Raw genomic sequence first — 26,758 nt, forward strand, 5'->3', positions numbered from 1 at the left:
GCCGCTACTCCCGCACATCAATGATGTGGGCATAGGAGCCCAAAATACGGTTGCGATGCAAGCCCATTTGCCCCACCGCATTGGCTTCCGCATCGCTGGCGCGGAACAAAGCATCGCCTTCGCGTTTCAGCTCGGTCGAATAGTGAAACTCATGGCCGAGCAAGTCGCTGGGCCAAGGCAGGATGCTCTTATGGCTCAGGCGGCGATAACCCAATTGACGACGAGGTCGGTTGATTGCGGTTTGCAGCGGCAGCAAGCCTGTCATTTCAAAATGATTTCCGGATTTGTCCGTCAGGCTTTCGCCCAGCACCATATAGCCGCCGCACTCGCCATAGATCAGCGCATTGCGTTCTGCTGCTTGGTGCATGCCCTGTTTGAAGTGCTGTGCATTGGCCAACAAGGCCCCATGTAGCTCTGGATATCCACCAGGCAGAAATACCGCATCGGCATCATCGGCAGGAGCTTCATCGGCAAGCGGCGAGAAGAAATGCAATTGGGCGCCTTGCGCCTGCCAATCGGCCAGCAAGTGCGGATAGAGAAAGGCAAACGCCGCGTCGCTGGCAATTGCAATCTTTTGACCCAATGGGGCCAGTTTGGGACCCGACTGTGTCGCGAGGATAGGTTTGGCCAGCTGCAACAGCCCGTCCAGATCCAACCGTTTTTTCACCTCGCTGATGGCGAGCGCCGCCACGGTGCGGCTTTTGGCGAAATCCTCCGGCAAGGTCAGCCCCAGATGGCGTGAAGGAATGTCCAGTTCTGCGTTGCGGCGCAAGGCGCCCAGCACTTCGATGTCCAGCTTGGCGAGTGCTGATTTCAGCATTTTCTCGTGCTTGTCGCTGGCGACACGGTTGAGGATCACCCCGGCCACATCAATATCAGTGCGCAGATTTTGAAAGCCATACACAAGGGCGGCGATTGATTGGGCCATCGAGCCACAATCGACCACCAGCACCACCGGCAATTGCAGATTTCTCGCCAGATCGGCAGTGGAGCCTTTGCCGCTGGCGGACCCGTCAAACAGCCCCATCACCCCTTCGACCAGCACCAAATCCTGACCGCTGGCCTGCTGGCTCAACAAGCTGCGCTGGCGCGATTGGCTCATGGCCCATGGGTCGAGATTGATGGCGCTTTGGCCAGTGGCAAGGCCATGCACTTGTCCATCAATATAGTCCGGTCCGGTTTTGGCCGAGGCAACCTGCATGCCCCGCTCTTTCAGCGCGCCCAAAAGCGCGGTGGTGAGCAAGGTTTTGCCGGAACCGGATTGGGTGGCGGCGATGATCAATCCCTTGGCCATTAATCCTTGTCCTGCCAGTTCAGAGTTTTTGCGTAATCAACCACAGGTCCCACCACCACGATGGCGGGGGTGGGTACTTCATTTTGCTGCACAAATTCGCCTGCTTCGCCAAGTTGGGTGACCATCAGGCTTTGGTGCGGCAAGGTGGCGTTGGAGACAATGCCCACCTTGTCCTGCGGATTGCGACCGCCTTCCAGCAGCTTTTGCGCGATCGATGGCAAATGTTTTACTGCCATATACATCACGATCACCGGGGCCGCTGTGGCCACCGCATGCCAATCCACCGCTTGCGGCACATTGCCTGATTCATCATGCCCGGTGAGGAAAATCACGGCTTGATTGGTGTCGCGGTGGGTGGCGGGGATGCCCGCATAAGCCAGCCCACCGATGCCTGCAGTGATGCCCGGTACGATGCGGAATTTCACCCCTGCATTATATAGCGTTTCGCTTTCCTCACCGCCGCGACCAAACATAAACGGGTCGCCGCCCTTAAGGCGCAGCACGCGCTTATTTTGTTTGGCCCATTCGATCAGCTTGAGCGAAATGTCATTTTGCTTCGGCGATGGTTTGCCCCCGCGCTTGCCCGCATAGTGCAATTCAGCCTGTGGGTTGGCGTAGGTAAGAATCTCTTCTCCCACCAGCGCGTCATAAACGATCACATCGGCTTGGCCGAGGGCATAAAAGGCGTGCAGCGACATCAGGCCCGGATCGCCCGGCCCTGCGCCCACCAGCCACACACTGCCTGGTGCAAAATGCGGAAAAGCGCGGGAATCAAGCCGCGCAAAATGATCCTGTTTTTTGCCAAAGAGGTGTTTAAACCAATCCCGCATTCAATTAGCCCTTTGCCTTTAAAGGTGCGTGACCTATAGAGAATATATGGTTGCGTCCACACAAGATAGCGTCAATGAAAAAGGTACGGCCCTGAAACGCGGTTGGACAACTGGCGCGTGCGCCACGGCGGCCACCAGCGCGGCGCTTTATGGCCTGTTTTCCGACGCGTTTAAAGACCCCATTCAAATCACCCTGCCCGGCGGGCAAACGCCCGACTTTGCCCTCGCGGCAGAAGAACGCGGCGATGATTTTGCCATGTGCGGCATTGTGAAAGATGCGGGCGATGACCCGGATGTGACCCATGGCGCGATGGTGCGCGCGACGGTGCGACAACTGCCCGAAGGTAGCGGCGTTCAATTTAAGGCGGGCAAAGGCGTTGGCATGGTGACCAAGCCCGGCCTGCCCATTCCGCCCGGCGAGCCTGCGATCAACCCGGTGCCGCGCAAAATGATGATTGAGCATTGCGAAAAAATCTGCGCAGAACTGGGCGCACGGGCTGACATAGAAATCACGATCAGCGTGGACAACGGCGAAGCGCTGGCGCAGCAAACCTGGAACCCGCGTTTGGGCATTGTTGGTGGCCTCTCCATCTTGGGCACCACGGGCATCGTTGTGCCCTTTTCCTGCGCGGCATGGATTCACTCGATTCATCGCGGCATTGATGTGGCCCGGGCAGAAGGGCTGCCCCATGTGGTCGGCTCCACCGGCGATGCCTCGGAAAAGGCGGCACAGAAACACCTTGGCCTGCCGTTGCAAGCCTATTTGGATATGGGCGATTTTGCCGGCGGTCTGCTGAAATATCTTAAAGCCAACCCCGTGCCCAACCTCACCATTTGTGGCGGGTTTGCCAAAATCACTAAACTCGCGGAGGGCCATCTGGATTTGCATTCAGGCCGCTCCCAAGTTGGTTTTGACTGGTTGGCCGAACAGGCGCAAAGCCTTGGTGCCAGTGAGACGTTGTGCAACGAAATTCGCGGCGCCAACACGGCGAAACATGTGTTGGAGCTGTGTACGGAAGCGGACATCGATATTGCGGAGCGCATCGCGGTTTTGGCCGCGGCAGTTGCCCAGCGCGTGCTGCGGAACAAAGATATCCATGTCAGCGTTTTGGTGACAGACAGAAAAGGCGTTATAATCGCCGAAAGCTAACACCAAACGGGAGGCAGGTTTATGCGCATTTTGATTTTTGGCGGCACGGGCGAAGCGATTGATTTGGCCAACGCGCTGGTGCGCCAAGACCATGAAGTCACCACCTCCCTTGCCGGGGTTACCCGCAAGCCGCGCCTGCCGAATGGACATGTGCATCGCGGCGGTTTTGGCGGCGTGGACGGGCTGAAGGATTATATTGGCCGCAATGATTTTCAATTGATGATTGATGCGACCCATGCCTTCGCCGCCACCATGTCGAACCATATTGTTGAAGCGTGCGAACAGCTGAACAAAAGCCATTTGCGCCTGACGCGGCAACCGTGGCGTGCGGGGCCGGATGATCAGTGGCAGCATGTGGAAGATTTGGCCCAAGCGGCAGAGCGCCTGCCCGAAGGTGCCCATGCCTTGGTGACCATTGGTCGCCAGCATGTGGAGCCCTTTGTGCTGCGCGATGATTGCCACGTGGTGTTGCGCGCCATTGAGCATCCCGAAATGGTGCTGCCCCCGCGGGTAACCGTGTTGTTGGAACGCCCACCCTTCAGCCTTGAGGCCGAAGTGGCGTTGATGCGGCAGCAAAAGATCACCCATTTGGTGACCAAAAATGCGGGCGGCGATCAGACGGTGGCGAAACTTGAAGCCGCGCGGCAATTGGGCATTGAAGTGATCATGATCGAGCGCCCCGCCCTGCCCACGGCACCGGAAGTGTTTTCGGTTGACGGCGCGGTGAAGTTTGTGGCCGATCATTCCGCCTCTGCCGCCTGACTTTTGGTCTTGGTGCGGTCCTTCTTTTTGCCCTTGTTGCGCAGCACATGGGCAAAGTCGGCTGAATAAAGCTCGCTATCTTTAAAGCCTTTGGCATCAAATACGCGGCCCACAAAAATCAACGCCGTGCGGGTAATTTTCGCGGCCCGCACATCTGCGCGCATCTCTTGTAGCGTGGTTTGGATGATTTGTTCGTCCGGCCATGTGGCGCGGTAAATCACCACTACGGGGCAATCGTCGCCATAATAGGGGCTGAGTGTTTCTTCGATATATTTGAGATTGCGGATGGAGAGATGGATCGCCAAGGTCGCGCGCGATTGACCCAAAATCTCCAGCGTTTCATGCTCGGGCATGGACGAGGCTTTGCCGCTTGTACGGGTGACGATCACGGTCTGCGCGATTTCAGGCAAGGTCAGCTCGGTTTTCAACCGTGCCGCCGCCCCTGCGAAGGCCGGCACGCCCGGCACGACTTCGTAGTCGATGCCCATTTCATCCAGCCGCCGCATCTGTTCGGCAATGGCGCCATAAAGCGAAGGATCGCCCGAATGCACCCGCGCCACATCCAAGCCATCGGCATCCGCCTTTTGAATTTCTTCAATGATCTGATCCAGATGCATAGGCGCGGTGTCCATCACCAAGGCATCGCTGGGTGCAGCTTCGACAATCTCGGTGGGCACCAGTGAGCCTGCAAACAGGCAAACTTTGCACTTTTCGATCAATTTCAAGCCGCGCACGGTGATCAAATCAGGTGCGCCGGGGCCTGCGCCGATAAAATAGACAGTCATTGTGCGGCCTCCTTAGCGGCTTTTTTTGCGTATCCGCGCGGGGTATAGGCGACCCGTTCGCCGGAACCGCGCACAAAGCTTTTCGATTGAGAAGACCCGAACAGCACGATGGTGAGCATGTCGATTTCTTCCGGGTTGAACTCGGCCAATGTGACCACCCGCACCTTTTCCGCCGGGCGACCAAGGTTCGAGGCGATGATCACGGGGGTGTTGCCTGGCCGTTCGGCGAGGAATTTTTCCTTCGCGATTTCGATCAGATCGGTGCGGCGCATGGAGCGCGGATTGTAAAAGGCGGTGACAAAATCACCTGTCGCCGCCGCGTCCAGCCGCTTCAAAATATCGTCGCGCGGGGTCAGCAGATCTGACAGCGAAATGCAGCAGAAATCATGGCCGATCAACGCGCCAGACTTGGCTGCCGCTGCCTGAAACGCGGAAATGCCGGGGCAGGTTTCAATCGCCACGCGTTTCGCCGCATCGGAAATGGCGCGGTCGCCTTCGGCCACCAGCAATTCATAGATCAGCGCCCCCATGGCAAAGATGTTCGCATCGCCAGAGCAGATCAACGCCACATCGCGGCCGGTGCCTGCCAGCTCCAACGCGTGACGCACGCGCAATTCTTCCTCGCCCAAATCGAACCGATGTTCGGTTTGGTGGGTTTTGGCGTCCGCCGCCAAATCCAGATAGAGGCCATAGCCGACCCAATCACTTGCCACCCGCAAGGCACGGTCTGCATCTGGTGTGCGCAAAGTGGCGGTGCCCGGCCCCAAGCCCACAAGATAAACCGTGCCCAAAGCCCGACCCAAAAGCTGCGGATCAATCACCTCGTCGGCGATGCCAATGGCACAGGTGGCTTGTTTGTTCTTTTGCTTCTCGACCAGCAAAGTCCCGGCTTTCAACGCGGCAGCTTCGGCCACAGAGGGGGTACCCACTTCCTGCTCCACAATGGCGGAAGGGTTCGGCACGCGCTCGCGCTCTGCCGCCAATTCTTCAGCGGTGAAGATGCGCAAGGGCACGCCGAAATGGGCGGCGGCTTGCTGCAAGCCCACCTCATCCGCTTTTAAATCAATACTGGCCAGTGCCGCGATGGCTTTAGGGTGCAGCTTGTTGGCTTTAATCGTTGATGTGATCAGGTCGATGATTTTGTCCGCCGGACAATGGCGCTCGCATCCCACGCCGACCACCAGCTTTTGCGGCACATAATGCGGCGCATCCTGCTCTTCACGATGGTGGATATGGGCGAGCAATTGCACCTCGCCTGCGGGATCATGGGCCGGGTGTTGGGCCAGCCAATCGGCTTCGCCCTTGATATGGAATTTTGCGCCCGCCAACAAAGACGCCATAGCCCGCTTGGCGGATTTGGGATTGACCAAGGTCCAGCCGAACGGCACCTCATCCAGCCCGGCGCCAAAGATGTTTTCGCTCGCCGTGGTGATCGCCGCATGGGCGTTCAAGTCCCGTGCGAGATCATTGGCGAGTTGATTGGCCCCATGGTGCCCGCCCAAGAGCGGCACAATGCTTTTGCCATCGCTGGACACCGCCAGCACCGGTGGGTCGGTCTTTTTGTCGGCCAAAAACGGCGCGAGAAAGCGGATCAGGATCGCCGCAGCGCAAATGCCGATGATGGGACGTCCCTGCTGAAAGCCCCGCTCGACAGCGGCGCGCGCCGGGTCCATTTCGCCTTTTTTATAGGGCTGTGCTTCGACTGAAAGCGCGGCCGCGATTTTCTCTGCGACCTCATTGCCACTTTCAGAAAAAGAAATCACCAATGGCGGGTTTTGATTTAGCTGCCCCATGCTTCGTCGCCTTTATAGCTGAGGATGATCGAAAAGTAGGGCCGTTCCCCTTGCGGGTATTCGGCCAGTTTGGTGATTTTTTGCGTGTCGCGGGTGGCATATTCCACCACCATAGCGCGTTCGCCGTGGCCGGTTTTGTTGAGCGCATCGCGCACCCGGTCAAAATGGCGGCCGATCTTGATCAGCGCCACGGCTTCGCTGGCGGCTAGTTCGGCTTCCAGCGCGGCGCTTTCGAGGGGCGCTGGTAAAATCTTCAACCGCTCATTGCGCGCGGCAAGGGGCCGTTTGATTTCAGCGGCGGCGGCGGTCAATGAGGTGATGCCGGGGATGATTTCTATTTGAGCATCTGGCAAGCGGTGCAGCAAATACATGGCAGAGCCATAAAATAGCGGATCGCCTTCGCACAGATAGCCAATATTTTGCCCTGCAGCCAGTTTGGGTGCGAGTTGTTCCGCCATTTGATCATAGGCCGCTTGCGCCGGGCCACGGTCCACCGCCATCGGCACGTCAAAAGCAAAATGCTCGACGCTATCACTCAAATGCGTTTCAGCAATGGTGAGGCTTTGCGAGGTGGCGCCCGGCTTTTGCGGATAGGCTACGCCATCCAGCGCACTCAACACACGCGCGGCTTTCAGGGTCAATAATTCAGGATCGCCCGGCCCGGTGCCAATCAAATAAAGCGTGCCGCTCATTCATCTGCCTTTTTCACGATGGACCATTGGGTCACGGTCATTTTCGGGCGCAGCACTTTATGGGCGCCCACATGGTCGAGATGGGAGACATCAATGCGGGCCAAGTCACCGCCTTTTTGTTCCAAACGCTGCATCAACGCGGCCTCGCCGTCCAACGTCACCGCATTGGCGACAAAGCGGCCACCGGGTTTCAGCGCCGCCCAAAGCGCGTCAAACAATTCTGTGTTGCCCACATCGCCGCCCATAAAAATCGCGTCTGGCATTGGCGGCGCTTCGTTCAAATGCGCCTGCGCTTCGCCTTCCACGATTTTGAGGCCAGGTGTGCCCAACACGTCCCTGTTCTTTTTGATCATTTCGATGCGGGCGGTGCTTTTCTCAAATGCTGTGGCCGTGGCGCGGGGGGCGGCGCGCATCCATTCAATGCCGACAGAGCCGGAGCCTGCGCCAATGTCCCACAAATGCTGGCCCATCAGCGGCACCAACTTGGCCAAAGTGGCGGCGCGGACTTCGCGCTTGGTCAACTGACCGTCGGACACAAAAGCGCTGTCCGGGAGGCCCGGTAATGGCGGTAACAGGGCGGCATCTTCATCTGCCACACAATCAATGGCGACGGTGTTGAGGTTGCCAATGCCGCGGCTTTCATAGGCGTTGGCGGTGAACTCTACCTTGCTTTCGGTGTCGCCACCCATGGCATTTAAAATGGTCATTTGGCTTTGACCGAATTTGCGCCGCACCAACAATTTGGCAATCGCCTCTATGGTGGTCGCATCGCTGGTGAGGGCCAAAATCCGGTTGCCCGGCACAATATGCGCATTGAGTAAGTCAACGGGGCGGCCATGCACCGAGACGCAGGCGGTGTTTTGCAGCGGCCATTTCATCCGGGCGGCGGCCAGGGAAAAAGCCGAAGGGGCCGGGTGAATTTCAAATTCGTCCAAGGGGATATATCGGGTGAGCGTGGCGCCAATGCCGTACCAGGTGGGGTCGCCCGTGGCCAAAATCACGGTCTTTTTGCCGCTGAACGACAGGATTTGCTCGATCATATTGTCGAGCGGTGCTTGCCACTCCACATAACGCGGATCATCGCCGCGCAATTTCGGCAAGCTGCGTGGTGGGCCGACCACGATTTCGGCGTCGTCGACAAGCTGTTGCTGTTCGCTATTGAGTGACGCCAATCCTTTGGCGGTGACGCCCACCACATCTAACCATTTACTCATGAGTGCTGCCCTCCCAGTGCAATCGCGTTCATCGCGGCGCTGGCCATTGCCGAGCCGCCGCGTCTGCCCGTTACGGTGATATAGGGCACACTAACACGGCTTTGGGTGAGCGCATCTTTCGATTCTGCCGCGCCCACAAAGCCAACGGGTGTGGCGATGATCGCGGCAGGTTGCATGTGCCCGGCCTCAACCATCTCAATCACCTTAAACAAGGTGGTCGGCGCGTTGCCGATCACAATGATTGCCCCGTCTGCCGCGTCGCCCCACAGCTCAACCTGTGCTGCCGAACGGGTGGTGCCAAGCTCCTTGGCCAGCGTTGGCGTACGCTCATCGTTGAGGTAGCACTGCGCCTGACTGGTCTTTGCGCTCACGGCAGTTTCGCTTCGCTCAACGCCTCCGCGGGGGCGGGCAAAAAGTTGCCCGGCGGCACTTGTGCCGCTCGGCGCATCATCAGAAGATGCTCCGCCTCTGGGCAAAAACCGTTTGGTGATGCCGGAGCGGACCATTTCGCAGTCGCATAGGATGGGTTTGCCTGCGGCAAGCGCCGCCTGCCCGGCGGCCATCACATCGCCGCAAAACGCGATATCTTCGGTCAAATCCACCATGCCGCACGCATGGATCATACGCACCACCACAGGCCGCAAAGAAGGCGGGTACTGATCCAGCGCCGCCTCCTTTTCGATGATCTTAAAGCTCATTTCATAAATGGCTTTAGGGTCACGCAAATAGTCCATCAGGACCCCTTTTTCTCCATGGTTTTCGGACCCAATGGATGGTCCTTAAACGGATAAGGGTGGTGATGGTGATCATGATGATGGTGGTGCCCATCGCCATGGTCATGTGAATGACCGTGATCATGATCGTGGTCATGCTTATGCACCGGGGTGAAAGGCAGCCCGTGCTTTTTGCAGAACTCTTCATCACGACAGGATGCATCGCAATCGCCATTGCAGGGGCAATCTTCCATGCCGCCGCCAATGCCTTCCACATGGTGGTGATGGCTTTCTTGCGCTTGTCCCACTTCGGCTTCAAACCCCAGAACCTGCTCGCGATATTTGCACATCTGGCAGTTCATGTTGTTTTCGCCGTCCACCACTTCGCGGATGCGATCAATAAAGGTTTCCACCACCATGTCATGGTCGTTCAAATATCCCGCTTTGATAAATTCAATGTCAGGATGTTCGGCGGCCACTTCATCGGTATATTTATAAATCCGCTTCACCAGCACGCCAGTGAAGAGAAAGTAGGGAAACACAACGATCCGTTTATAGCCCAGCTTCGCCGCATGTTGCAGCGCGGGTGCGGTGAGCGGGAATGTCACGCCGGAATAGGCCACTTCTGCCCAGCCAAAGCCCATACCTTCCCACAACATGCGCATCACTTTGGCCACATTGGAGTTGGCATCCGGGTCGGAGGCACCACGGCCCACAACCACAAGCAAAGTTTCCTCGCGTGGCACATCGCCACCTGCATGTTCCAATGCTTCTTCGATGCGGGCGCCAGCGGCGCGGATCATTTTCAAATCCACGCCAAGCTCGCGGCCATAGATGACCTCCATGTCAGGGTTTTGCGCCTGATAGGTGTTGAGCACCGATGGAATATCGTTTTTCGCATGGCCCGCGGCGAACAACATGCCCGGCACAGCGATCACCTTTTTTACGCCCTGCTCTTTGAGCTGATTGAGACCGTGATGAATCACCGGATCGGCAAATTCCAAATAGCCATATTCAACCGGCACATCGCCTAAACGTTGTTTCAAACGATCTTTGAGGTGCGCGAATTCATCCACGGCCAACTTGTTACGGCTGCCATGGCCACACAGCATCACCGCTGTGTCTTTATCCAATTTCAATTGTGCCATTATTTGTTGCCGCGACGGGCAAGAGCAACAACACCGATAAATGCCAAAAATACGATGACGGGAATAGCGCCATACGCCATCAGATCCGCCAATGTGTGCGTGTGACCGCTCACCACTTCAGTGTGCCCAGGGTGTGCCAATGCAAGACTTGGCAAAAGTGCAAAAATGGAAGCTAGGATATATTTCATTGTTCTACCTCTTCGGTTTTTTGAATCGTGAGAGGCAGAGTTCGCAAAAAATCAACATCGAGCAGCTCCGGGCTTGGCCCCCTGTTTGGGTCAGCCGCACCAGAATCGCTTTCAGTTCCTTTAATTGGAACGCTGCAGGAAAAGTTTTAGGCGCTCGCGTACCACCCGTCAACAACCGCCATTTCGTTAGATAAATTTTTATCTATTTCGCCTGATAATATTTAAAGCAGGTCCTGCATAGTGGCAGGATAGTCGGTAGCTTCAGGATTATCGGGGTAAAGTTGTTTAGTCGTTTCTTGACATTTCTAGGCGTGAGAGCAGAAGACCATCATTTGGTGCGTCCGGCGTTGTTAAGATCGCTCGCCATCACGCTTATTGCGCTGGTCGCTGCGGAAATAATGACGTGGCTGTTCTATTTTGGCGCGCCATGGCAAGAAATGGCGAACGTTCTGCGCATTACCGGGATTATTACACCCACCGTTGCGGTGCCGCTGATCTTTTATTTGTCCTGGCAGCGGATCAAACTCAACAAATTGAGCGTGCAATTGGCGCGCCTAGCCAGCACGGATGAGCTATCTGGCTTGCTCAATCGCACCAGTTTTATTGAGGCGATGAGTGACCGGATTATGCACCCCACAACACCCGACGGCCGTGGCGCATTTCTATATATTGACGCAGACCATTTCAAAAAACTGAATGATGATTTTGGCCATGCTGCCGGCGATGAGGCCATTAGCTTTATCGGCAAAGTGATCAATCAAAATATTCGCGAAACAGATTTGGCTGGCCGGCTGGGTGGCGAGGAATTTGGCGTCTATCTAAGTGGCGGCAATTCAAGCCTTGCGCGTTCTATTTCTGAAAATATTCGCCAAGACATTACGCACTTAAAGTTTGACAACCAAAAGCATCGCTACACGCTAACCGTGTCCATCGGCATTGCCACGCATAGAGCTGGTGAAATGCCCTCTGAGTTTATGAAAGTTGCAGATAAGAATCTTTATCTCGCCAAAAGCAATGGCAGGAACTGCATCGCAGCCTAGCGATCTAACCCTGCAGTTCAAAGAACTGTTCAGCCAGCGGTGCCCAACTCTCTACCGGCAATTCCTTGTAAAAATCATGGCCATATTCGGCCACTTCATATCGTTCCACCTGCGCTTCTTTATGCCAATCGGGCTTGGGCTGATAGTCATCATGCTGGCCGAAAAGACAAAGAGACGGCACCTTGAAGTGGCTGGCCGTTAGATGCCGCAGACGGGTTGAAGAGACAAACAATTGCGCTTCAAAAATCTGCACCACACTGTTGGCCATTGCGCCCACCGTGCCGCCAGCGCTGTAGCCCACCAGAAGAGATGGCACATCGATTTGAGCGATCAAACGCTCTGCCGCATCAATGGCTGCGCCGCCCTCAAAAAGGGTTTGGTGCAATTCTTCCGCAGGCAAGTCTGGTTTGCCGGCCAACTCGGGCAGAGAGAAGCGTTTGTGTGACAGATTATATTTCGCAGCCAAAAAGCCAGCCAAACAATGGTCCATATCTGGCCCATTATGAATATCGGAAATTGAAACAAGTGCGGTCATGAACGCCCTTACTGCTTGTGATGTTTAGTGCTGCGTTTGGCACTGATCATGGTCAGACAGCACCTGCAAGATTCGGCAATCCGCCACCTGTCCATGATCACAGCTTTTCAGCATGGCGGTCAATTCGGTTTCCAATGCCTGCAGCTTTTTAATCCGCTTTTTCACATCATTGAGGTGCTTTTCGGTGATCTTATCCAGGTCAACGCAGGGCGCCGTTGGATGATTAGACATGCGAATGAATTCTCGAATCGCGTCGATAGAAAAGCCTAAATCACGGGCATGAGCGATCATGGATAGCCGCTCAAGGGCAGATGGGGGATATCGGCGCTGACCACCAGCGGTGCGGCCCGGCGGATCCAGAAGTGCTATTTCTTCATAATAGCGAATGGTGGGCACCTTCACATCGCACTGTTTTGACAATTGCCCGATCGAATATTCTTTCATCGCATCCACTCCAATATCTCTAGAGACTAGAGCATTTTACCTCGACTGAATCAAGTGACTTAGAAGTCAGCTGCCATTTCAATTAGCTTGCTTATCGTGCGCCGATTTCGGACAGTTAGCGCCGTGCCGATTTTCTTTTCGAAGTTTAGATTGGCGACTTTGGAGCGGGCAGATCCGTTTCCATAGTAAAAGAAGAATTCGTTGCCGCTTTGTGCGACCAGCTCACCGTCAGCCAACAAACCTTCCAACACAGCCAGCGCATCAGCATTTGGATTTTGCCGCGCGAACCCCGTCATCATGAACTTTTGTTCGCGATCCTTCCGATCAAAAGGATAAGCCGCATGCGCGGCTTCCAGTTCGGGCAAGGTGCGCAAGATGATCTGGCTTGAAAAGCCAAACTCTTTTTCAAATGCTGGCTCTAATCTTTGTGCCAGATCGTGGACCTGTTCATCAGAGTGAAACACCAAATTGCCAGACTGAATGTAGTGTTTTGTTTTTTCGCCACCTTGCCGGTTGAGAAACGCAACTAAATCGGCCATCTTAATTTTATGACTGCCGCCCACATTTAAGCCACGAAACAACGCAATAAAGATCATCAAGCCATCCAATTTGTGAAAGTAGACTATGTCACACGCTGTACGGGAAATCGACAACACCATCAACACGCCGCATCTTGCAGATTGGCCTCACCCAATCAAAGGCGTGGTGTTTGATATGGATGGATTGTTGCTGGACACAGAACGGCTTTACAAACAAGCCATGACAGACATCTGCACAGAATGGGACCTTGAAATGAGCGATGAGATTTTTATCTCGCTTGTCGGTATTCCGAGCAACAAAAGTGCAGAAATCTATTATCGGCATTATGGCGACAACTTTGACGTTGATGCCTTTAACACGCTCTGTTTCGAACGCATTACGGCGATGTGCGAAATCGCGGTCCCGCTTAAAGTTGGCGCATTGATGCTGGTGGAGCAATTGAGCGCGCGGAATGTGCCCATGGCGGTTGCCACTTCAACCGGGCGCGATATGGCGCACAATTTTCTGGATCGCGCGGGTTTGAAGCCCCATTTTGATCATATCGTAACGCGGCATGATGTGACCCATGGGAAGCCAAATCCAGAGCCGTTTTTGACCGCGGCCAAACGATTGGAGCTGGCACCGGAAAACTGCATTGCTTTTGAAGATTCCCATAATGGGGTTCGCGCTGCACATGGCGCGGGTATGGCCACTGTTATGGTGCCGGATATTTTGCAACCGATCGATGAAATCGCCCAACGTTGCGCCGCGATTATGCCATCGCTTTTGCATTTTAAGACTGAACTGGATCATTTTTTTGCGCCAGTTGAGGCAAAATAAAAGGGCCGCCAAAGCGACCCTTTTTTGATTTGTTTCCAGTCCCTACATCTGACTTGGCAGGAACAAAGACAGGGCTGGGATACCCACCAACAAAGCTAGTCGGATAATATCGGCGATCCAGAAAGGGGTAACCCCTTTAAAGATCGTGCCCGTGGTCACGTCGCCAACAACATTTTTCAAAATGAACACGTTGAGCCCAACCGGTGGTGTGATCAAACTTATCTCTGTCACCACAACCACAACCACGCCGAACCAAACCGGGTCAAAACCCAACCCGATCACGAGCGGGAAGAAGATCGGCACGGTGAGCAACAGCATGGACAGACTTTCGAAAATCATGCCCAAGAAGATATAGATCATCAAGATCACGGCCATCACCATCCATGGGGCCAAGTTCAATGTCGCAATCATATCGCGCAAGCCTTCGGTCAGCCCCGCAACATTGACAAAGTTGGAAAAGATCCACGCCCCAATCAACACACTGAACAAAGAGGCAGTGGTTACGGCCGTTTCTTTGAGCACCTCGCTCACCGCCTTGAAGTTCAGATTGCCCCGGAACAGTGCGATCAAAAATGCGCCTGCGGCGCCCATGCCTGCGGCTTCAGTTGGTGAGAAGGTCAAGTAAATCGGCCAAACATTAAGCACACCATAGAGCCCGCCAATGACCAAGAAGAACAGCAACAGCACAGCCCAAACGCCGCGCAGTGCCGCGAAGCGCCCTGCCCAGTTGGTGCGTTCACCCGCAGGTCCGGCCTCAGGATTGCGGCCAACCGTGAAGCGAACAGCCAGAATATAGAATAGGATGCCCAAGACGCCTGGAATGATGCCGGCGATGAACAGCTTGCCAATCGAAGTTTCAGTCAACAAGCCATAAATGACCAGGATCACCGATGGCGGGATCAAAATACCCAAGGTGCCGCCCGCCGCGATGGACGCGGTGGAGAGGCTATCGGCGTAGCCATATTTACGCATTTGTGGCATGGCCACTTTCGACATGGTGGCTGCTGTGGCCAATGATGACCCGCAAATCGCCGCGAAACCACCGCATGCCACAATGGTTGCCATGGCCAAGCCGCCGCGCAAATGCCCCAAAAAGGCATAGGAGACCTGATAAAGCTCGCGCGAAATACCGCCCTTATTGACGAATAGGCCCATGAGAATAAAGAGCGGGATGACGGACAGGCCATAATCCTGCGAGGTGTCAATGATCAAGCGAGAGACCATGGACAAGGCGCCACGGAAACTTGTTTCGTACATATAGCCGGCCATGCCGACCAACCCCATGGCAAAGGCGATGGGCATGCGCAGCAATACCAGCACCAGAACAATGCCAAATCCAATAGCGGCTTCAATCATTTGACGGCTCCAAGAGTTGCGGGGCAATCAAGACGATCAGACCCCGGACCAGCAAAACAATCGCTGTAATAAAAGTCATGATCGCGATAAACCACTCGATATAAAATTGCGGCAAAGCGAGATATTCCGTGACATCACCATATGAGCGGGCCCGCTCGGCCAAAACGACCACTTGACGTGCAGGCCAGATCAGCATCGCGCCACAGGCAAGATTGACCAAGCCATCGCGAATGCGCGCGGCCCAAGCATTGGTGAAAAACGAGTCGGTTAGGTCCACCACGATATGATCTTGCTGGCCGGAGATAATCGGCAACATCAAAAATACAATGATGGCCATAAACCACCTTGTGAGCTCTGTTGCGGCTTCAAATGGTGCGTTAAACGCTGACCGCATCATCACATCAGCAAAGATCATCACCATCAAGGCAAAGAGCACGATGGATGCCAAAGCGATAGGCAACTTGGAGAGCTGCCGAAAGAGTTTTAAAGCAGATTGCATGTGTTTTCCTAAGCACCTAGTGGGGTGGCGCAGGACCCATTGGCCCCGCGCCTGTTTGTCTTAGGGATGCGCTATTGCGCAGCCATTTCGGCTTTCACCATTTCGTACGCAGCTTCTGCGTCGATGCCTGCAGCGTTCAGCTCAGCCAAAACCTGCTTGGTGATCAGGTCTGCATATTGACCATAAAGCATTTGGTCTTGCTCTGAAGCGATGGTGATGGTGTTGCTTTCGGCCTCGACGGTCGCTTCACGACCAATGCGGTCGATCTCGTCCCAAGCTTGACCCAGCATACGGCTGGCTGGCTCACCAAACACTTTTTCGTCCAACGCTTTTTGCAAATCTTCAGGCAAACTGTCGAAGGTTTCCTGGCTCATCAAGAAGGCGAAAGACCCGCGGTAGAAACCACCTGGCATTTCGTACACATTCTCAGCCACTTCGGTCAGCTTGAAGCCAACACGACCCTCGTAAGGCATCGCCACGGCATCGGCCGCATCTGAAGCAAGTGTTTCGTAAACTTTAGGCGCAGGCACCTGAATGCCGATCATGCCAAGCTCACGACCAATATCGCTGGCCACACCACCAGGCAAACGTGTTTTCAAGCCATCCAAGTCTGCAATTGAAGTCACTTCTTTGTTGGAGTGAATCTGGCCGGGGCCGTGGGTTGATAGACCCATCACTTTCACGCCGCGGTGCTCGTCCAAGGCAGCGAGGTGCTCTTCATATACACGCCAATAAGCGACTGAAGCAGCTTCCGCATTACCTTCATAACCTGGCAATTCAATCAGCTTTGTACCCACAAAGCGGCCCGGCTGATAGCCGTGGAAGATGATGGTCATGTCGGCTGCACCATCCATCACCAAATCCATTTGGGCTGGTGGTGGGGCAAGGCCCAATTTCACTTCGGCGGTTACTTTGCCATCAGTGGCTTCCTCGATCATTTCGATCAGGCCCGGCCACATCAACGCGTTAATACCGTGATTAGGTCCAGTCCAGCTTGAAATGGTGAGGTTATAGTCAGCCGCCCAAGCAGCGGTGCCGGTCGACATGGCAACTGCTGCAGCTGCAGCAAGTTTGATAAATTTGTTCATTTCTTCCTCCCTAAATGAACCTTCCTCTAAACTCGGCCGGACGGCCGAGCATTCCTTAGCGCACCAAAGACTAGGATTCCTCCAGGCCTTTGATGCCGCCCAATAATAATTCGGTGGCTAAATCGGCATATTGCGGACGCGTCATCCCCTTACCGCGCCGATACCACATGTAAAACCAGTTCAGCATACCAAACAATGACATAGTGACTGGTCGCAGCGTTTCCTGACGATTCTCAAAATAGTCAGGTGACACTGATTTTATGACAGTTGAAAATGTAACTACCAACTGTCTTTGTAGATCAGCAAGCTGATCCTGATCAACCTTTGGTAGTACTTTTGTGGCTTCCAATTGCAGTTTGTGCTCGGCATCCGCATCGCGATATTGATTAAGGATGGCGTGTACCAAATTGCGCAAATGCTGTTCGGGGTCGTCCACTGGCTCCACCGCTTCCACTGCTTCCACAAGGTCCTTCAAGTGGGTGTGGATGATATCATACAGCAAAACTTCCTTGCTGGCATAATAGTGATAGATCAGGGCTTTAGAGATACCGCATTCGCTTGCCAATTGGCTCATCGACGCACGATCAAAGCCGTTCTCTGCAAAGAATGTTGCAGCGGTTTTCAAAATCGCGTCGCGTTTTTCGCCATGATCTTTGGCAATGGTTCTAACCACTGGACTATCCTTTATCCCGATTATCGATCACCCGCACGGCCTTGCCTTGCGACCGTGGCACGCCACCCGGCTCATTGGCGACGACCCGTGCAGAAATGCCGATATTGTCTTTGATTTTCTTGGAGAGCAATTTGCTCAGTTGCGCCCGGTTTTCTTCCGCCGCTGCGCTGGCAATAGCTTCCACATGAATGGTCATTTCGTCCATGCGGCCGTGATGGGTCAACTCAATTTGGAAATGCGGCGCAAGGCCTTCAACAGCCAAAACCTGCACTTCAACTTGCGTCGGGAACACATTCACGCCGCGCAAAATGATCATATCGTCAGAGCGACCAGTGATCTTTTCCATCCGCCGCATGGAGCGGGCGGTGCCCGGCAACAGCCGCGTCAAATCGCGGGTGCGATAGCGAATGATCGGCAGTGCTTCTTTGGTCAAAGAGGTGAAAACCAATTCGCCCTCTTCCCCATCTTCCACCAGCTCGCCCGTCTCCGGGTTTATAATTTCGGGGTAAAAGTGGTCTTCCCAGATATGCAACCCGTCTTTGGTTTCCACACATTCATTGGCCACGCCCGGCCCCATCACTTCGGATAGGCCGTAAATATCCACGGCATGCATGTCGAACGCGTCTTCCACTTCCTTGCGGGTGGCGTTGGTCCATGGCTCGGCGCCGAAAATGCCGACTTGCAGCGAACTTGCGCGGGGGTCGATGCCCTGCTTTTTAAACTCGTCCAAAATCGCCAGCATGTAAGACGGCGTCACGGTGATGGCGCTGGGCTTAAAATCTTCGATCAGTTGCACCTGCCGTGCGGTCATGCCACCGGATACAGGCACAACGGAACAGCCCAAGCGCTCGGCGCCATAATGGGCGCCCAAACCGCCGGTGAACAGGCCATAGCCATAGGCATTGTGCAAAATATCACCTTTGCGCACGCCAGACGCCCGCAAAGACCGCGCGACCACATCAGCCCACACATCGATATCGTTTTTGGTGTAGCCCACAACGGTTGGCTTGCCCGTGGTGCCGGACGAGGCGTGAATGCGCACCACCTCTTCGCGCGGCACGGCAAACATGCCGAAAGGATAATTGTCGCGCAGGTCTGTTTTCACCGTAAACGGGAATTTTGACAGGTCGCTGAGGCTTTTCAGATCGCTGGGGTGCACGCCTGCTTCGTCGAATTTGGCCTTATAGAACGGCACATTCTCATAAGCATGGGCGAGCGTTTTCTTCATCCGCTGCAATTGCAACGCGCTGATTTCATCGCGCGAGGCAATTTCAATTGGTTCCAGATCATCTTTTTTTGGCGATAAGTCTTTCATCTCTCTCCCCCCATCAACGCCTATGGGCGCTCCAACATCAAGGCAATGCCTTGGCCAACGCCGATGCACATGGTGCACAATGCGCGATTGACACCTGTGTTCATCATCTCAACACCTGCGGTCAGCGCCAGGCGCGCCCCGCTCATCCCCAGCGGGTGACCAAGGGCAATCGCACCGCCATTCGGATTGACGAAATCCGCATCTTCCGCCACGCCCAATTGGCGCAACACGGCGATGCCCTGCGACGCGAAGGCTTCGTTCAATTCGATCAAATCCACATCGGTGATGTTCAGCCCCAAGCGATCCAGCAGTTTTTCCGATGCTGGCGCCGGGCCGATGCCCATAATACGCGGCTCGACGCCTGCGGTGGCGAGACCTGTGATCCGTGCCTTCGGGGTCAATCCATATTTTTCAACCGCCGCTTTTGAGGCGATGATCATGGCCGCCGCGCCGTCATTCACGCCGGATGCATTGCCAGCGGTAACTGAACCGCCCTCGCGGAATGGCGTAGGCAGGCTGGCGAGTTTCTCCAGCGTGCTTTGGCGTGGATGCTCGTCTGTATCAAACACAATCGGGTCTTTTTTGCGTTGTGGAATTTCCACCGCCACAATTTCCTGCGCTAAACGGCCAGAGGCAATGGCTTTGGCAGCCTTTTCCTGTGAGCGCAGGGCAAAGGCGTCCTGATCTTCGCGGGAAATGTTGAAATCCTCGGCAACATTCTCTCCGGTTTCCGGCATAGAATCTATGCCATATTGCGCCTTCATCAACTTGTTGACGAAACGCCAGCCGATGGTGGTGTCGTAAATCTCTGCCTTACGTGAAAAGGCTGTGTCAGCCTTTGGCATCACGAAAGGGGCGCGGCTCATGCTTTCCACGCCACCTGCCAAAATCACTTCAGCTTCGCCCGCCTTGATGGCGCGCGCCGCCATGCCCACTGCATCCATGCCAGAGCCGCACAAGCGGTTGATGGTGGTGCCTGGCACTGAGGTTGAAAGCCCTGCCAAAAGGGTCGCCATACGCGCCACGTTGCGGTTGTCTTCACCCGCCTGGTTGGCACAGCCCATATAGCAATCATCGATGGCGCTCTGGTCCAGACCGGGGGCGGCTTCGATGGTTTTTTTGATCACATGCGCCAGCATATCGTCTGGCCGCACTGCCGCTAGCGTGCCGCCAAAACGGCCAATCGGCGTTCTAAATCCTTCGCACAAATAGGCTTCTGTCACGCCTCATTCTCCTCAAAATGGGTTCCCTTCACGGTGCGCGAATGGCCGCGAAAATGCGCCAATGCCTCGCCGTTCTGGTTGGTGATGGTCACATCATAAATGCCTGCACGCCCGGCCTTGCTGACTTCCTCCGCTTTCGCGGTCAGCACATCGCCTTCCATGCCGGGCTGCACATAGGTAATTGAATTTTGGTAGGCCACAGCCAATTGATTGTAGCTGTTGCACGCAAAGGCAAAGGCGCTATCGGCCAACATGAAAATATAACCGCCATGGCAAATTTTATGGCCGTTCAAATGTTCAGGCCGCAAAGGCAGCGACAGGGTGGCTGTGCCCGGCCCCACATGATCCAATGTCATCCCAACCCGTTGCGAGGCGGAATCATTGTCCCACATGGCTTTGGCGGCGCGTTCTGCGCGCTCTTGCGGGCTCATTATTCAATGCCCCCAAATTGGGTTGGCCGCTTATCCAAGAAGGCACTCACCCCTTCGGCATAATCTTTTGAGCGACCACAACGGCCCTGCATTTCAGCTTCCACATCCAAATGCTCGTCGAGCGTATGATCATGTGAGGTTTGCAGCGCTTGCTTCATTTGCCCCAAACCAAAGGTTGGGCCTTCGGCCATTTGCGCGGTCAGTTTGCGCGCTTCATCCATCAATTGATCGTCGGCTACCGCTTGCCAAATCATGCCCCATTCTACGGCCTGCTTGGCCATAACGGGCGTTGCGGTCATGCAGATATATTTGGCCCGCGCTTCACCGATCAGGCGCGGCAAAATCCAGCTACCACCAGCATCAGGCACCAGCCCGACTTTGGCAAAGCTTTGAATAAACTTGGCGCTCTCTGCCGCCAGCACAATATCGCAGCCCAATGCGATATTGACCCCGGCTCCCGCCGCGACGCCATTTACGGCGCAGATAATCGGCTTATTGATCGACCGGATCAAACGCACCAGCGGGTTGTAGAAGTTGGAAATGGTGGCGTGCAGATCTGGCGGCGATTCCATTTTGCGCGGATCGCGGGCATCCAAATCTTGCCCGGCGCAGAAACCACGACCTGATCCAGTGAGCAGAATCGCCCGCACAGAATCATCATTTTTTGCTTCATTCAGCGCCTTTTGCAGCGCCTCATGCATCTCGTCATTGAACGAATTTAAACGGTCTGGACGGTTGAGAGCGATCTCAACCCAAGCCTCATTTTTGGTGACGATGATCGTATCGCTCACGCTAACCTCCCCTAAGTACTCGCTTTTTTCCATTTCGAACAAGCGAGAACAATCTCCATTTGAAAATTAGCTTTACATAAACCGACTGGTTGGTCAATATATGTTTCAACGAAGATCGAGGATGGGGGAGCGACAAGTGTCAGACGTGGTACGGGTCGATATTCAGGATCAAGTGGCGCGGGTGGAGATCAATAATCCGCCGGTGAACGCGACGGGGCAAGCCGTGCGCCAAGGGCTGCTGGATGCAGTGGCGCAGATCGAACAGGCTGGTGCGAACGCAGCCATTGTTTATGGCGCGGGTCGCACTTTTGTGGCGGGTGGCGACATTTCAGAATTTGGCAAGCCCCCGCAATTGCCGCACCTTCCAGATGTTTATCAAGCGATTGAAGACAGCAGCGTGCCGTGGATCGCGGCGGTGCATGGCACCACTTTAGGCGGCGGCTTTGAATTGGCCATGGCCTGCGCCTTCCGGTTGGCGCAAAAAGGCACGCGCTTTGGCTTGCCGGAAGTGAATTTGGGCCTTGTGCCCGGTGCTGGCGGTTCACAACGTTTGCCGCGTTTGATCGGCGTCGACGCCGCCATTGACTTGGCGACCACAGGCAAGATGATTGACGCTGACGAGCTACAAGAGCTAGGTGGCTTAGACGGCATTTTTGAAGGCGATCCGCTAGAGGCGGGCCTTGCTTTTGCGGCGGACTTACCCGCGCGGCCAACCAAGGTCAGCGCCCGCGATGTTGCGCCCGTGGGCAGCGATTATTTCGCGCAAAAACACGCGGAGATCAAAAAACGCGCCAAGGGCCAATCGTCGCCGCTCGACAATCTGAAGGCCATTGAATGGGCGGCCACGCTGCCCTTTACTGAGGGTCAACCCAAAGAGCGGCAATTGCATTTGGATTTGCGCGACAGCACCCAAAGCCAGGCCCTGCGGCATGTGTTTTTTGCGGAACGCGCGGTGAGCAAGCCGAAAGCCATTGAGGGCGGCACGCCGATTGAGATCAATACAATCTGTGTGGTTGGGGGCGGCCTGATGGGCGCAGGCATCGCTTTTGCCTGCTTGCAGGCGGGCTATCGGGTGATTTTAATTGAGCGGGATGATGACGCTGCGAAAGCTGGGCAGGACCGCATTGCAGGCCTGATTGAGGGCGGCATTAAACGCGGTAAAATTTCAGATGAGAAAGCGGTGAAGTTGCGCTCGGCGCTCTCCGTATCATCAGATTATGCGGCGTCTGCGTCCGCAGATTTGGCGATTGAAGCTGTGTTTGAAGATTTGGCGGTGAAGCAGGCGGTGTTCCAATCGCTGGCGGCGCATATGCGCAATGACGCGATTTTGGCCACTAACACTTCCTATCTCGACCCGACCGATATTTTTCAGGGCATTCAAAATCCAGCCCGCTTTATCGGCCTGCATTTTTTCTCGCCCGCGCACATTATGAAACTGCTGGAAATCGTCAAACTGCCCACCACGTCAAAAGATGTGTTGGCCACGGGCTTTGATCTGGGCAAGCGCTTGCGCAAGGTCGGCGTGCTGTCGGGCATTTGCGACGGCTTTATCGGCAACCGCATCCTTTCCGCTTATCGACGGCAGGCCGATTATCTGCTGATGGATGGGTGCACCCCGCGCCAGATTGACCGCGCCATGCGCGATTTTGGTATGCCCATGGGGCCTTATGAGCTGCAAGATTTGACCGGGCTGCAAATTGCCTGGGCCAACCGCAAGCGGCAGGCGGCGACACGCCCTGCTGAAGAACGCTATGTCCGCATTGGCGATTTGCTGTGCGAGGCGGAGCGGTTTGGCCAGCGGAGCCAAAAAGGCTGGTACCAATATGAAGAGGGCGACCGCACACCGCAGGACGATCCGTTTGTGACAGACCTGATCACGGAAGAAGCCGCGCGGGCAGGTGTGACGCGGCGCGACTTTACCGATCAGGATATTGTGGATCGGCTGATGGCGGTGATGATCAATGAAGGGGCATTGATTGTTGAAGAAGGGGTTGCCGAGCGGGATCTCGATGTCGATCTGGTGAAAATTCACGGCTATGGCTTTCCGCGCTGGCGCGGCGGGCCCATGCATTATGGCGAACAGATTGGCATAGACAAGGTGAAACAGGCCATGGCCGATGTGGCGGCGCAAAGCCCCAATAGCTGGCGCGTGGCGGGGAGGCTTTCATGAGTGAAATTGGACGTGATTTGATCGATGGGTTTGATCTGAACCATCCCCCTGCCGGGTTTATTCAAGATCCGTTTCCCTATTATCGCGCCATGCTGGCGCATCAACCGGTTTTGCCACAGCCGGATGGCTCGTTTATCCTGTCGCGCTTTGCTGATTTGGATCGCATCTATCGCGACACAACGCTTTATTCGTCGGACAAGAAGCAGGCCTTTCTGCCGAAATTTGGCGGTGACGCCCCGCTTTATGAACATCACACCACCTCGCTGGTGTTTAACGACCCGCCTTTGCACACGCGCGTGCGCAAAATCATGGTGGGCGCACTGAATGCCCGTGCGATCTCCAACATGGAGCCGGGGCTGATCGACACGATCGATATGTTGTTGGCCGACATGGCCGATCGCAATGAAGTGGATTTGATCGAGGATTTCGCCAGCAAAATCCCCATCCAGATCATCGGCAATATGTTCAATATGCCGATGGAAGATCGGGAACCCTTGCGCGACTGGTCTTTGGCGATTTTGGGGGCGTTGGAGCCGACACTCACGCCGGAACAACAAGCGTGGGGCAATCAGTCGGTCAAAGACTTTAAGCTTTACCTGAAGGACCTGGCTGACCATCGACGCAAATATCCGGGCGATCCGGAAACCGATGTGTTGACCCGCTTGATTGAAAGCGAAGAAGGGCAATTGTCTGAGACCGAATTGCTGCAAAACTGCATTTTCATTCTCAATGCCGGGCACGAAACCACGACCAATTTGATCGGCAATGCCTTGGCGGTGCTGCATGAATTTCCAGATCAGATGCAGGCGCTGAAACAGGAGCCGGAATTGATCAAAACCGGGGTTGATGAGTTTTTGCGCTTTTTGTCGCCCAACCAGTTTGGCAACCGCGAAACCACCGAAGATATTGAGTTGGACGGGTTTAAGTTCCCCAAGGGCACAAACTTACATTTGTGCATTGGCGCGGCCAATCGCGATCCCGCCCAGTTTGATCAGCCAGACCAATTGATCCTGTCGCGCAAGCCAAATAGGCATTTGGCGTTTGCGGGCGGGCCGCACCTTTGCGTGGGCTTTCAATTGGCGCGGATGGAGGGCCGCATTGCGGTCAACCGGTTCCTCAAGGCCTATCCGAATTACAAATTGACGGGCGAAGCAGAGCTGGGCGGACGCATCCGCTTCCGCGGCTATGCGAAACTGCCTGCGACATTAAAATAGAGGGTTTAAAATGACTTTGATGCAATTAGAAAGCTTTGCTGCAGGCCAATGGGTGGCCCCTTCCGGCAAGGTGCGCAAGATTTATTCGGCCGTCACCGGTGAAGAGATCGCCGAAGCGGGTTCTGACAAACTCGACTTCCAGCAAATGATCGATTTCGCCAAACAAAAGGGCGGCCCAGCGCTGCGGAAAATGACCTTTCATGATCGTGCGCGTATGCTCAAAGCCTTGGCGACCTATCTGAATGAGCGCCGCGATCCACTTTATGAACTGGCCTATAAGACCGGTGCCACCTTGGCCGACAGCAAGATCGATATTGATGGCGGCATCGGCACCGTTTTTGTTTATGCCTCGAAAGGCCGCCGGGAAATGCCAGATGCGCATATTTATCCCGATGGCGACCTCGAAATCTTGTCGCGCAATGGAACGTTTTTGGGCCAGCATTATTGCACACCCTTGTTAGGCGTTGCGGTGCATATTAATGCGTTCAACTTCCCGGTTTGGGGCATGTTGGAAAAGCTCGCCCCCACCCTGTTGGCGGGTGTCCCTGCGATTGTGAAACCTGCCACCTCTACCTCTTACGTCACCGAAGCATGCGTGAAAATGATGGTGGAAAGCGGCATCTTGCCGGAAGGGGCGATCCAGTTGGTAATGGGCGGCACGGGCGATTTGCTTGATCGTCTGGATTGCCAGGATGTGGTGAGTTTCACCGGCTCTGCCGCCACAGCGTCCTACCTCAAATCCAATCAGAATATCCAGAAAAATGGCGTGCGCTTTATCGCCGAGCAAGACAGCTTGAACGCCTCTGTGCTTGGCCCGGATGTGACGCCGGAGACACCGGAATTCGATCTGTTCGTCAAAGAAGCCTTGCGGGAAATGACTGCCAAGGCGGGCCAGAAATGTACCGCCATCCGCCGGATGATCGTGCCGGACACGCAGGTGCAGAATGTAATTGATGCATTGAGCGCCAAGCTGGCCAAAAATGTGATTGGTGACCCCACCGCCGAGGGCACCCGCATGGGGGCATTGGCGTCGCTGGATCAGAAAAAGGATGTGCTGGAAAAAGCGGCCGAAATCGGCACCGAGTGCGACCTTGTTTTCGGCGATCAGGACAATTTGCAACTGAACGGCGAAGGCTTGGAAAATGGTGCCTTTGTTGCGCCGATGCTGTTCCATTGTAAGGATCCGGACAAGGCCACCATCGTGCATTGCACTGAAGCCTTTGGCCCCGTCGCCACGGTGATGGGCTATCGTGATCTTGGCCATGCGATTGAGTTGATGAATAAAGGCGGCGGCTCGCTTGTGGCCTCTGTCATCACCCATGACGCCGATGTGGCGCGTGAGCTGACCATGGGCGCGGCAGCGTGGCACGGGCGGCTTTATTTCAACAACCGCGACAGCATGAAAGAATCCACCGGGCATGGTTCTCCCCTGCCGCATATGGTGCATGGTGGTCCGGGCCGCGCGGGCGGCGGCGAAGAGTTGGGCGGCGTGCGTGGCGTCACCCATTATATGCAGCGCACCGCGGTGCAAGGCAGCCCTGACCTGTTGACCGGCATTGGCGGTACTTATGTGAAAGGTGCGCGCTTTAAAGAGGGCCCTGCCCATCCGTTCACCCGCACCTTCCACGAGTTGGAAATTGGCGAAACCATCAAGACCAAATCGCGGACCGTGACGCTTGAGGATATTGAGCATTTCGCCCATTTCACCGGCGACACTTTCTATGCCCATATGGATGAGGAAGCGGCGGAAGCCAATCCGTTTTTCCCCGGCCGTGTGGCCCATGGCTATTTGCTCCTGAGCTTTGCGGCGGGCTTGTTTGTGCAGCCTGACCCGGGGCCAGTTTTGGCCAATACCGGGCTGAATGATCTTAGCTTCCAAAAGCCAGTAAGCCCGGGCGATGAAGTGCGCGTAACGCTGACCGTGAAGCGCAAAACCAAGCGGACTGACGAATATGGCGAAGTGCGCTGGCACGTGAATATGTTCAATCAGGATGATGAACAAGTTGCCGAATATGAGCTTTTGACCATGGTGGCGTTTGAGCGTACATAAG

General features: G+C 55.2%; 27 protein-coding genes. 7 read left to right on the plus strand and 20 right to left on the minus strand.

What is annotated here, in order from left to right; translation table 11 throughout:
• Nucleotides 1–4: 4 nt before the first annotated feature.
• The gene (locus tag MXMO3_RS15580; protein WP_117396466.1) at nucleotides 5–1,294 is read right to left on the minus strand and encodes a cobyrinic acid a,c-diamide synthase CobB; all 1,290 of its coding nucleotides are present in this window, start codon (nucleotides 1,292–1,294) and stop codon (nucleotides 5–7) included.
• Nucleotides 1,294–2,124, minus strand: coding sequence for a uroporphyrinogen-III C-methyltransferase (cobA, locus tag MXMO3_RS15585; protein WP_117396467.1), 831 nt, complete (start codon nucleotides 2,122–2,124; stop codon nucleotides 1,294–1,296). The genes MXMO3_RS15580 and cobA overlap by 1 nt, the downstream gene beginning before the upstream one ends.
• Nucleotides 2,125–2,170: 46 nt before the next feature.
• Here cobA and MXMO3_RS15590 point away from each other — a divergent pair, with 46 nt between their 5' ends.
• The gene (locus MXMO3_RS15590; RefSeq protein ID WP_117396468.1) at nucleotides 2,171–3,274 is read left to right on the plus strand and encodes a cobalt-precorrin-5B (C(1))-methyltransferase; all 1,104 of its coding nucleotides are present in this window, start codon (nucleotides 2,171–2,173) and stop codon (nucleotides 3,272–3,274) included.
• A gap of 21 nt (nucleotides 3,275–3,295) precedes the next feature.
• The gene (locus MXMO3_RS15595) at nucleotides 3,296–4,036 is read left to right on the plus strand and encodes a cobalt-precorrin-6A reductase (RefSeq protein ID WP_117396469.1); all 741 of its coding nucleotides are present in this window, start codon (nucleotides 3,296–3,298) and stop codon (nucleotides 4,034–4,036) included.
• Here the strand turns inward: MXMO3_RS15595 and cobM are convergent.
• From cobM to MXMO3_RS15630, 7 genes are read right to left on the minus strand one after another with little or no spacing between them, the layout of a single operon-like run.
• Nucleotides 4,015–4,821: a precorrin-4 C(11)-methyltransferase gene (cobM, locus tag MXMO3_RS15600; RefSeq protein ID WP_117396470.1), complete on the minus strand. Its 807-nt coding sequence runs from the start codon at nucleotides 4,819–4,821 to the stop codon at nucleotides 4,015–4,017. The genes MXMO3_RS15595 and cobM overlap by 22 nt on opposite strands.
• Nucleotides 4,818–6,614, minus strand: a complete 1,797-nt coding sequence (locus MXMO3_RS15605) for a bifunctional cobalt-precorrin 5A hydrolase/precorrin-3B C(17)-methyltransferase (RefSeq protein WP_117396471.1) — start codon at nucleotides 6,612–6,614, stop codon at nucleotides 4,818–4,820. Before MXMO3_RS15605 ends, cobM begins: the two co-directional genes overlap by 4 nt.
• On the minus strand, nucleotides 6,602–7,306 hold the full coding sequence (gene cobI, locus MXMO3_RS15610) for a precorrin-2 C(20)-methyltransferase (protein WP_117396472.1): 705 nt from the start codon (nucleotides 7,304–7,306) through the stop codon (nucleotides 6,602–6,604). Before cobI ends, MXMO3_RS15605 begins: the two co-directional genes overlap by 13 nt.
• A complete protein-coding gene (gene cbiE / locus MXMO3_RS15615) occupies nucleotides 7,303–8,520 on the minus strand; it encodes a precorrin-6y C5,15-methyltransferase (decarboxylating) subunit CbiE (protein ID WP_117396473.1) in 1,218 nt (405 codons plus the stop codon). The genes cobI and cbiE overlap by 4 nt, the downstream gene beginning before the upstream one ends.
• Nucleotides 8,517–9,254 (minus strand): precorrin-8X methylmutase, encoded by a 738-nt coding sequence (locus MXMO3_RS15620; protein WP_205468032.1) that lies wholly within the window; start codon nucleotides 9,252–9,254, stop codon nucleotides 8,517–8,519. Before MXMO3_RS15620 ends, cbiE begins: the two co-directional genes overlap by 4 nt.
• The gene (locus MXMO3_RS15625; RefSeq protein ID WP_117396474.1) at nucleotides 9,254–10,381 is read right to left on the minus strand and encodes a sirohydrochlorin chelatase; all 1,128 of its coding nucleotides are present in this window, start codon (nucleotides 10,379–10,381) and stop codon (nucleotides 9,254–9,256) included. The genes MXMO3_RS15620 and MXMO3_RS15625 overlap by 1 nt, the downstream gene beginning before the upstream one ends.
• Entirely contained in the window at nucleotides 10,381–10,569 is a 189-nt protein-coding gene (locus tag MXMO3_RS15630; protein ID WP_027834000.1) for a DUF6732 family protein, read from the minus strand. Before MXMO3_RS15630 ends, MXMO3_RS15625 begins: the two co-directional genes overlap by 1 nt.
• A gap of 311 nt (nucleotides 10,570–10,880) precedes the next feature.
• On the opposite strand from MXMO3_RS15630, the gene MXMO3_RS15635 reads away from it, so the two are divergent.
• On the plus strand, nucleotides 10,881–11,609 hold the full coding sequence (locus tag MXMO3_RS15635) for a GGDEF domain-containing protein (protein ID WP_162889308.1): 729 nt from the start codon (nucleotides 10,881–10,883) through the stop codon (nucleotides 11,607–11,609).
• Nucleotides 11,610–11,613: 4 nt separating this feature from the next.
• On the opposite strand, the gene MXMO3_RS15640 is transcribed toward MXMO3_RS15635, so the two are convergent.
• From MXMO3_RS15640 to MXMO3_RS15650, 3 genes are read right to left on the minus strand one after another with little or no spacing between them, the layout of a single operon-like run.
• The gene (locus MXMO3_RS15640; RefSeq protein ID WP_036220975.1) at nucleotides 11,614–12,144 is read right to left on the minus strand and encodes a hypothetical protein; all 531 of its coding nucleotides are present in this window, start codon (nucleotides 12,142–12,144) and stop codon (nucleotides 11,614–11,616) included.
• A gap of 24 nt (nucleotides 12,145–12,168) precedes the next feature.
• Nucleotides 12,169–12,588 carry a MerR family transcriptional regulator gene (locus MXMO3_RS15645; protein ID WP_036220977.1) on the minus strand — a complete coding sequence of 140 codons (420 nt, stop codon included), beginning with the start codon at nucleotides 12,586–12,588 and terminating at the stop codon, nucleotides 12,169–12,171.
• Nucleotides 12,589–12,647: 59 nt separating this feature from the next.
• The gene (locus tag MXMO3_RS15650) at nucleotides 12,648–13,247 is read right to left on the minus strand and encodes a DUF1697 domain-containing protein (RefSeq protein ID WP_117396476.1); all 600 of its coding nucleotides are present in this window, start codon (nucleotides 13,245–13,247) and stop codon (nucleotides 12,648–12,650) included.
• Here MXMO3_RS15650 and MXMO3_RS15655 point away from each other — a divergent pair.
• The gene (locus tag MXMO3_RS15655; RefSeq protein ID WP_084633970.1) at nucleotides 13,213–13,947 is read left to right on the plus strand and encodes an HAD family hydrolase; all 735 of its coding nucleotides are present in this window, start codon (nucleotides 13,213–13,215) and stop codon (nucleotides 13,945–13,947) included. The genes MXMO3_RS15650 and MXMO3_RS15655 overlap by 35 nt on opposite strands.
• Nucleotides 13,948–13,989: 42 nt before the next feature.
• On the opposite strand, the gene MXMO3_RS15660 is transcribed toward MXMO3_RS15655, so the two are convergent.
• The 8 genes from MXMO3_RS15660 to paaG all read right to left on the minus strand — a co-directional run bounded on the left by MXMO3_RS15660 (nucleotide 13,990) and on the right by paaG (nucleotide 21,356).
• Nucleotides 13,990–15,303: a TRAP transporter large permease gene (locus tag MXMO3_RS15660; RefSeq protein ID WP_027834005.1), complete on the minus strand. Its 1,314-nt coding sequence runs from the start codon at nucleotides 15,301–15,303 to the stop codon at nucleotides 13,990–13,992.
• Nucleotides 15,296–15,802, minus strand: coding sequence for a TRAP transporter small permease (locus tag MXMO3_RS15665; protein ID WP_027834006.1), 507 nt, complete (start codon nucleotides 15,800–15,802; stop codon nucleotides 15,296–15,298). The genes MXMO3_RS15660 and MXMO3_RS15665 overlap by 8 nt, the downstream gene beginning before the upstream one ends.
• A gap of 71 nt (nucleotides 15,803–15,873) precedes the next feature.
• The gene (locus MXMO3_RS15670) at nucleotides 15,874–16,890 is read right to left on the minus strand and encodes a TRAP transporter substrate-binding protein (RefSeq protein ID WP_117396477.1); all 1,017 of its coding nucleotides are present in this window, start codon (nucleotides 16,888–16,890) and stop codon (nucleotides 15,874–15,876) included.
• Between the two features lie 70 nt (nucleotides 16,891–16,960).
• Nucleotides 16,961–17,563: a TetR/AcrR family transcriptional regulator gene (locus MXMO3_RS15675; protein ID WP_027834008.1), complete on the minus strand. Its 603-nt coding sequence runs from the start codon at nucleotides 17,561–17,563 to the stop codon at nucleotides 16,961–16,963.
• 4 nt (nucleotides 17,564–17,567) lie between these two features.
• The gene (gene paaK, locus MXMO3_RS15680) at nucleotides 17,568–18,878 is read right to left on the minus strand and encodes a phenylacetate--CoA ligase PaaK (RefSeq protein WP_117396478.1); all 1,311 of its coding nucleotides are present in this window, start codon (nucleotides 18,876–18,878) and stop codon (nucleotides 17,568–17,570) included.
• Nucleotides 18,879–18,898: 20 nt separating this feature from the next.
• A complete protein-coding gene (gene pcaF / locus MXMO3_RS15685) occupies nucleotides 18,899–20,101 on the minus strand; it encodes a 3-oxoadipyl-CoA thiolase (RefSeq protein ID WP_117396479.1) in 1,203 nt (400 codons plus the stop codon).
• Nucleotides 20,098–20,532: a hydroxyphenylacetyl-CoA thioesterase PaaI gene (gene paaI, locus MXMO3_RS15690; RefSeq protein ID WP_117396480.1), complete on the minus strand. Its 435-nt coding sequence runs from the start codon at nucleotides 20,530–20,532 to the stop codon at nucleotides 20,098–20,100. The genes pcaF and paaI overlap by 4 nt, the downstream gene beginning before the upstream one ends.
• Complete coding sequence (paaG, locus tag MXMO3_RS15695) at nucleotides 20,532–21,356, minus strand: 2-(1,2-epoxy-1,2-dihydrophenyl)acetyl-CoA isomerase PaaG (RefSeq protein WP_205468145.1); 825 nt, start codon at nucleotides 21,354–21,356, stop codon at nucleotides 20,532–20,534. Before paaG ends, paaI begins: the two co-directional genes overlap by 1 nt.
• Nucleotides 21,357–21,459: 103 nt before the next feature.
• On the opposite strand from paaG, the gene MXMO3_RS15700 reads away from it, so the two are divergent.
• Genes MXMO3_RS15700 through paaZ form a run of 3 tightly spaced genes read left to right on the plus strand, consistent with a single transcriptional unit; the run spans nucleotide 21,460 to nucleotide 26,757 of the window.
• On the plus strand, nucleotides 21,460–23,493 hold the full coding sequence (locus MXMO3_RS15700) for an FAD-dependent oxidoreductase (RefSeq protein WP_210209470.1): 2,034 nt from the start codon (nucleotides 21,460–21,462) through the stop codon (nucleotides 23,491–23,493).
• Nucleotides 23,490–24,707: a cytochrome P450 gene (locus tag MXMO3_RS15705; RefSeq protein WP_117396483.1), complete on the plus strand. Its 1,218-nt coding sequence runs from the start codon at nucleotides 23,490–23,492 to the stop codon at nucleotides 24,705–24,707. The genes MXMO3_RS15700 and MXMO3_RS15705 overlap by 4 nt, the downstream gene beginning before the upstream one ends.
• A gap of 10 nt (nucleotides 24,708–24,717) precedes the next feature.
• On the plus strand, nucleotides 24,718–26,757 hold the full coding sequence (paaZ, locus tag MXMO3_RS15710; RefSeq protein ID WP_117396484.1) for a phenylacetic acid degradation bifunctional protein PaaZ: 2,040 nt from the start codon (nucleotides 24,718–24,720) through the stop codon (nucleotides 26,755–26,757).
• The last annotated feature ends 1 nt before the right edge of the window (nucleotide 26,758 follow it).

Origin of the sequence: Maritalea myrionectae (assembly GCF_003433515.1) — a bacterium.
GTDB lineage: Bacteria > Pseudomonadota > Alphaproteobacteria > Rhizobiales > Devosiaceae > Maritalea > Maritalea myrionectae.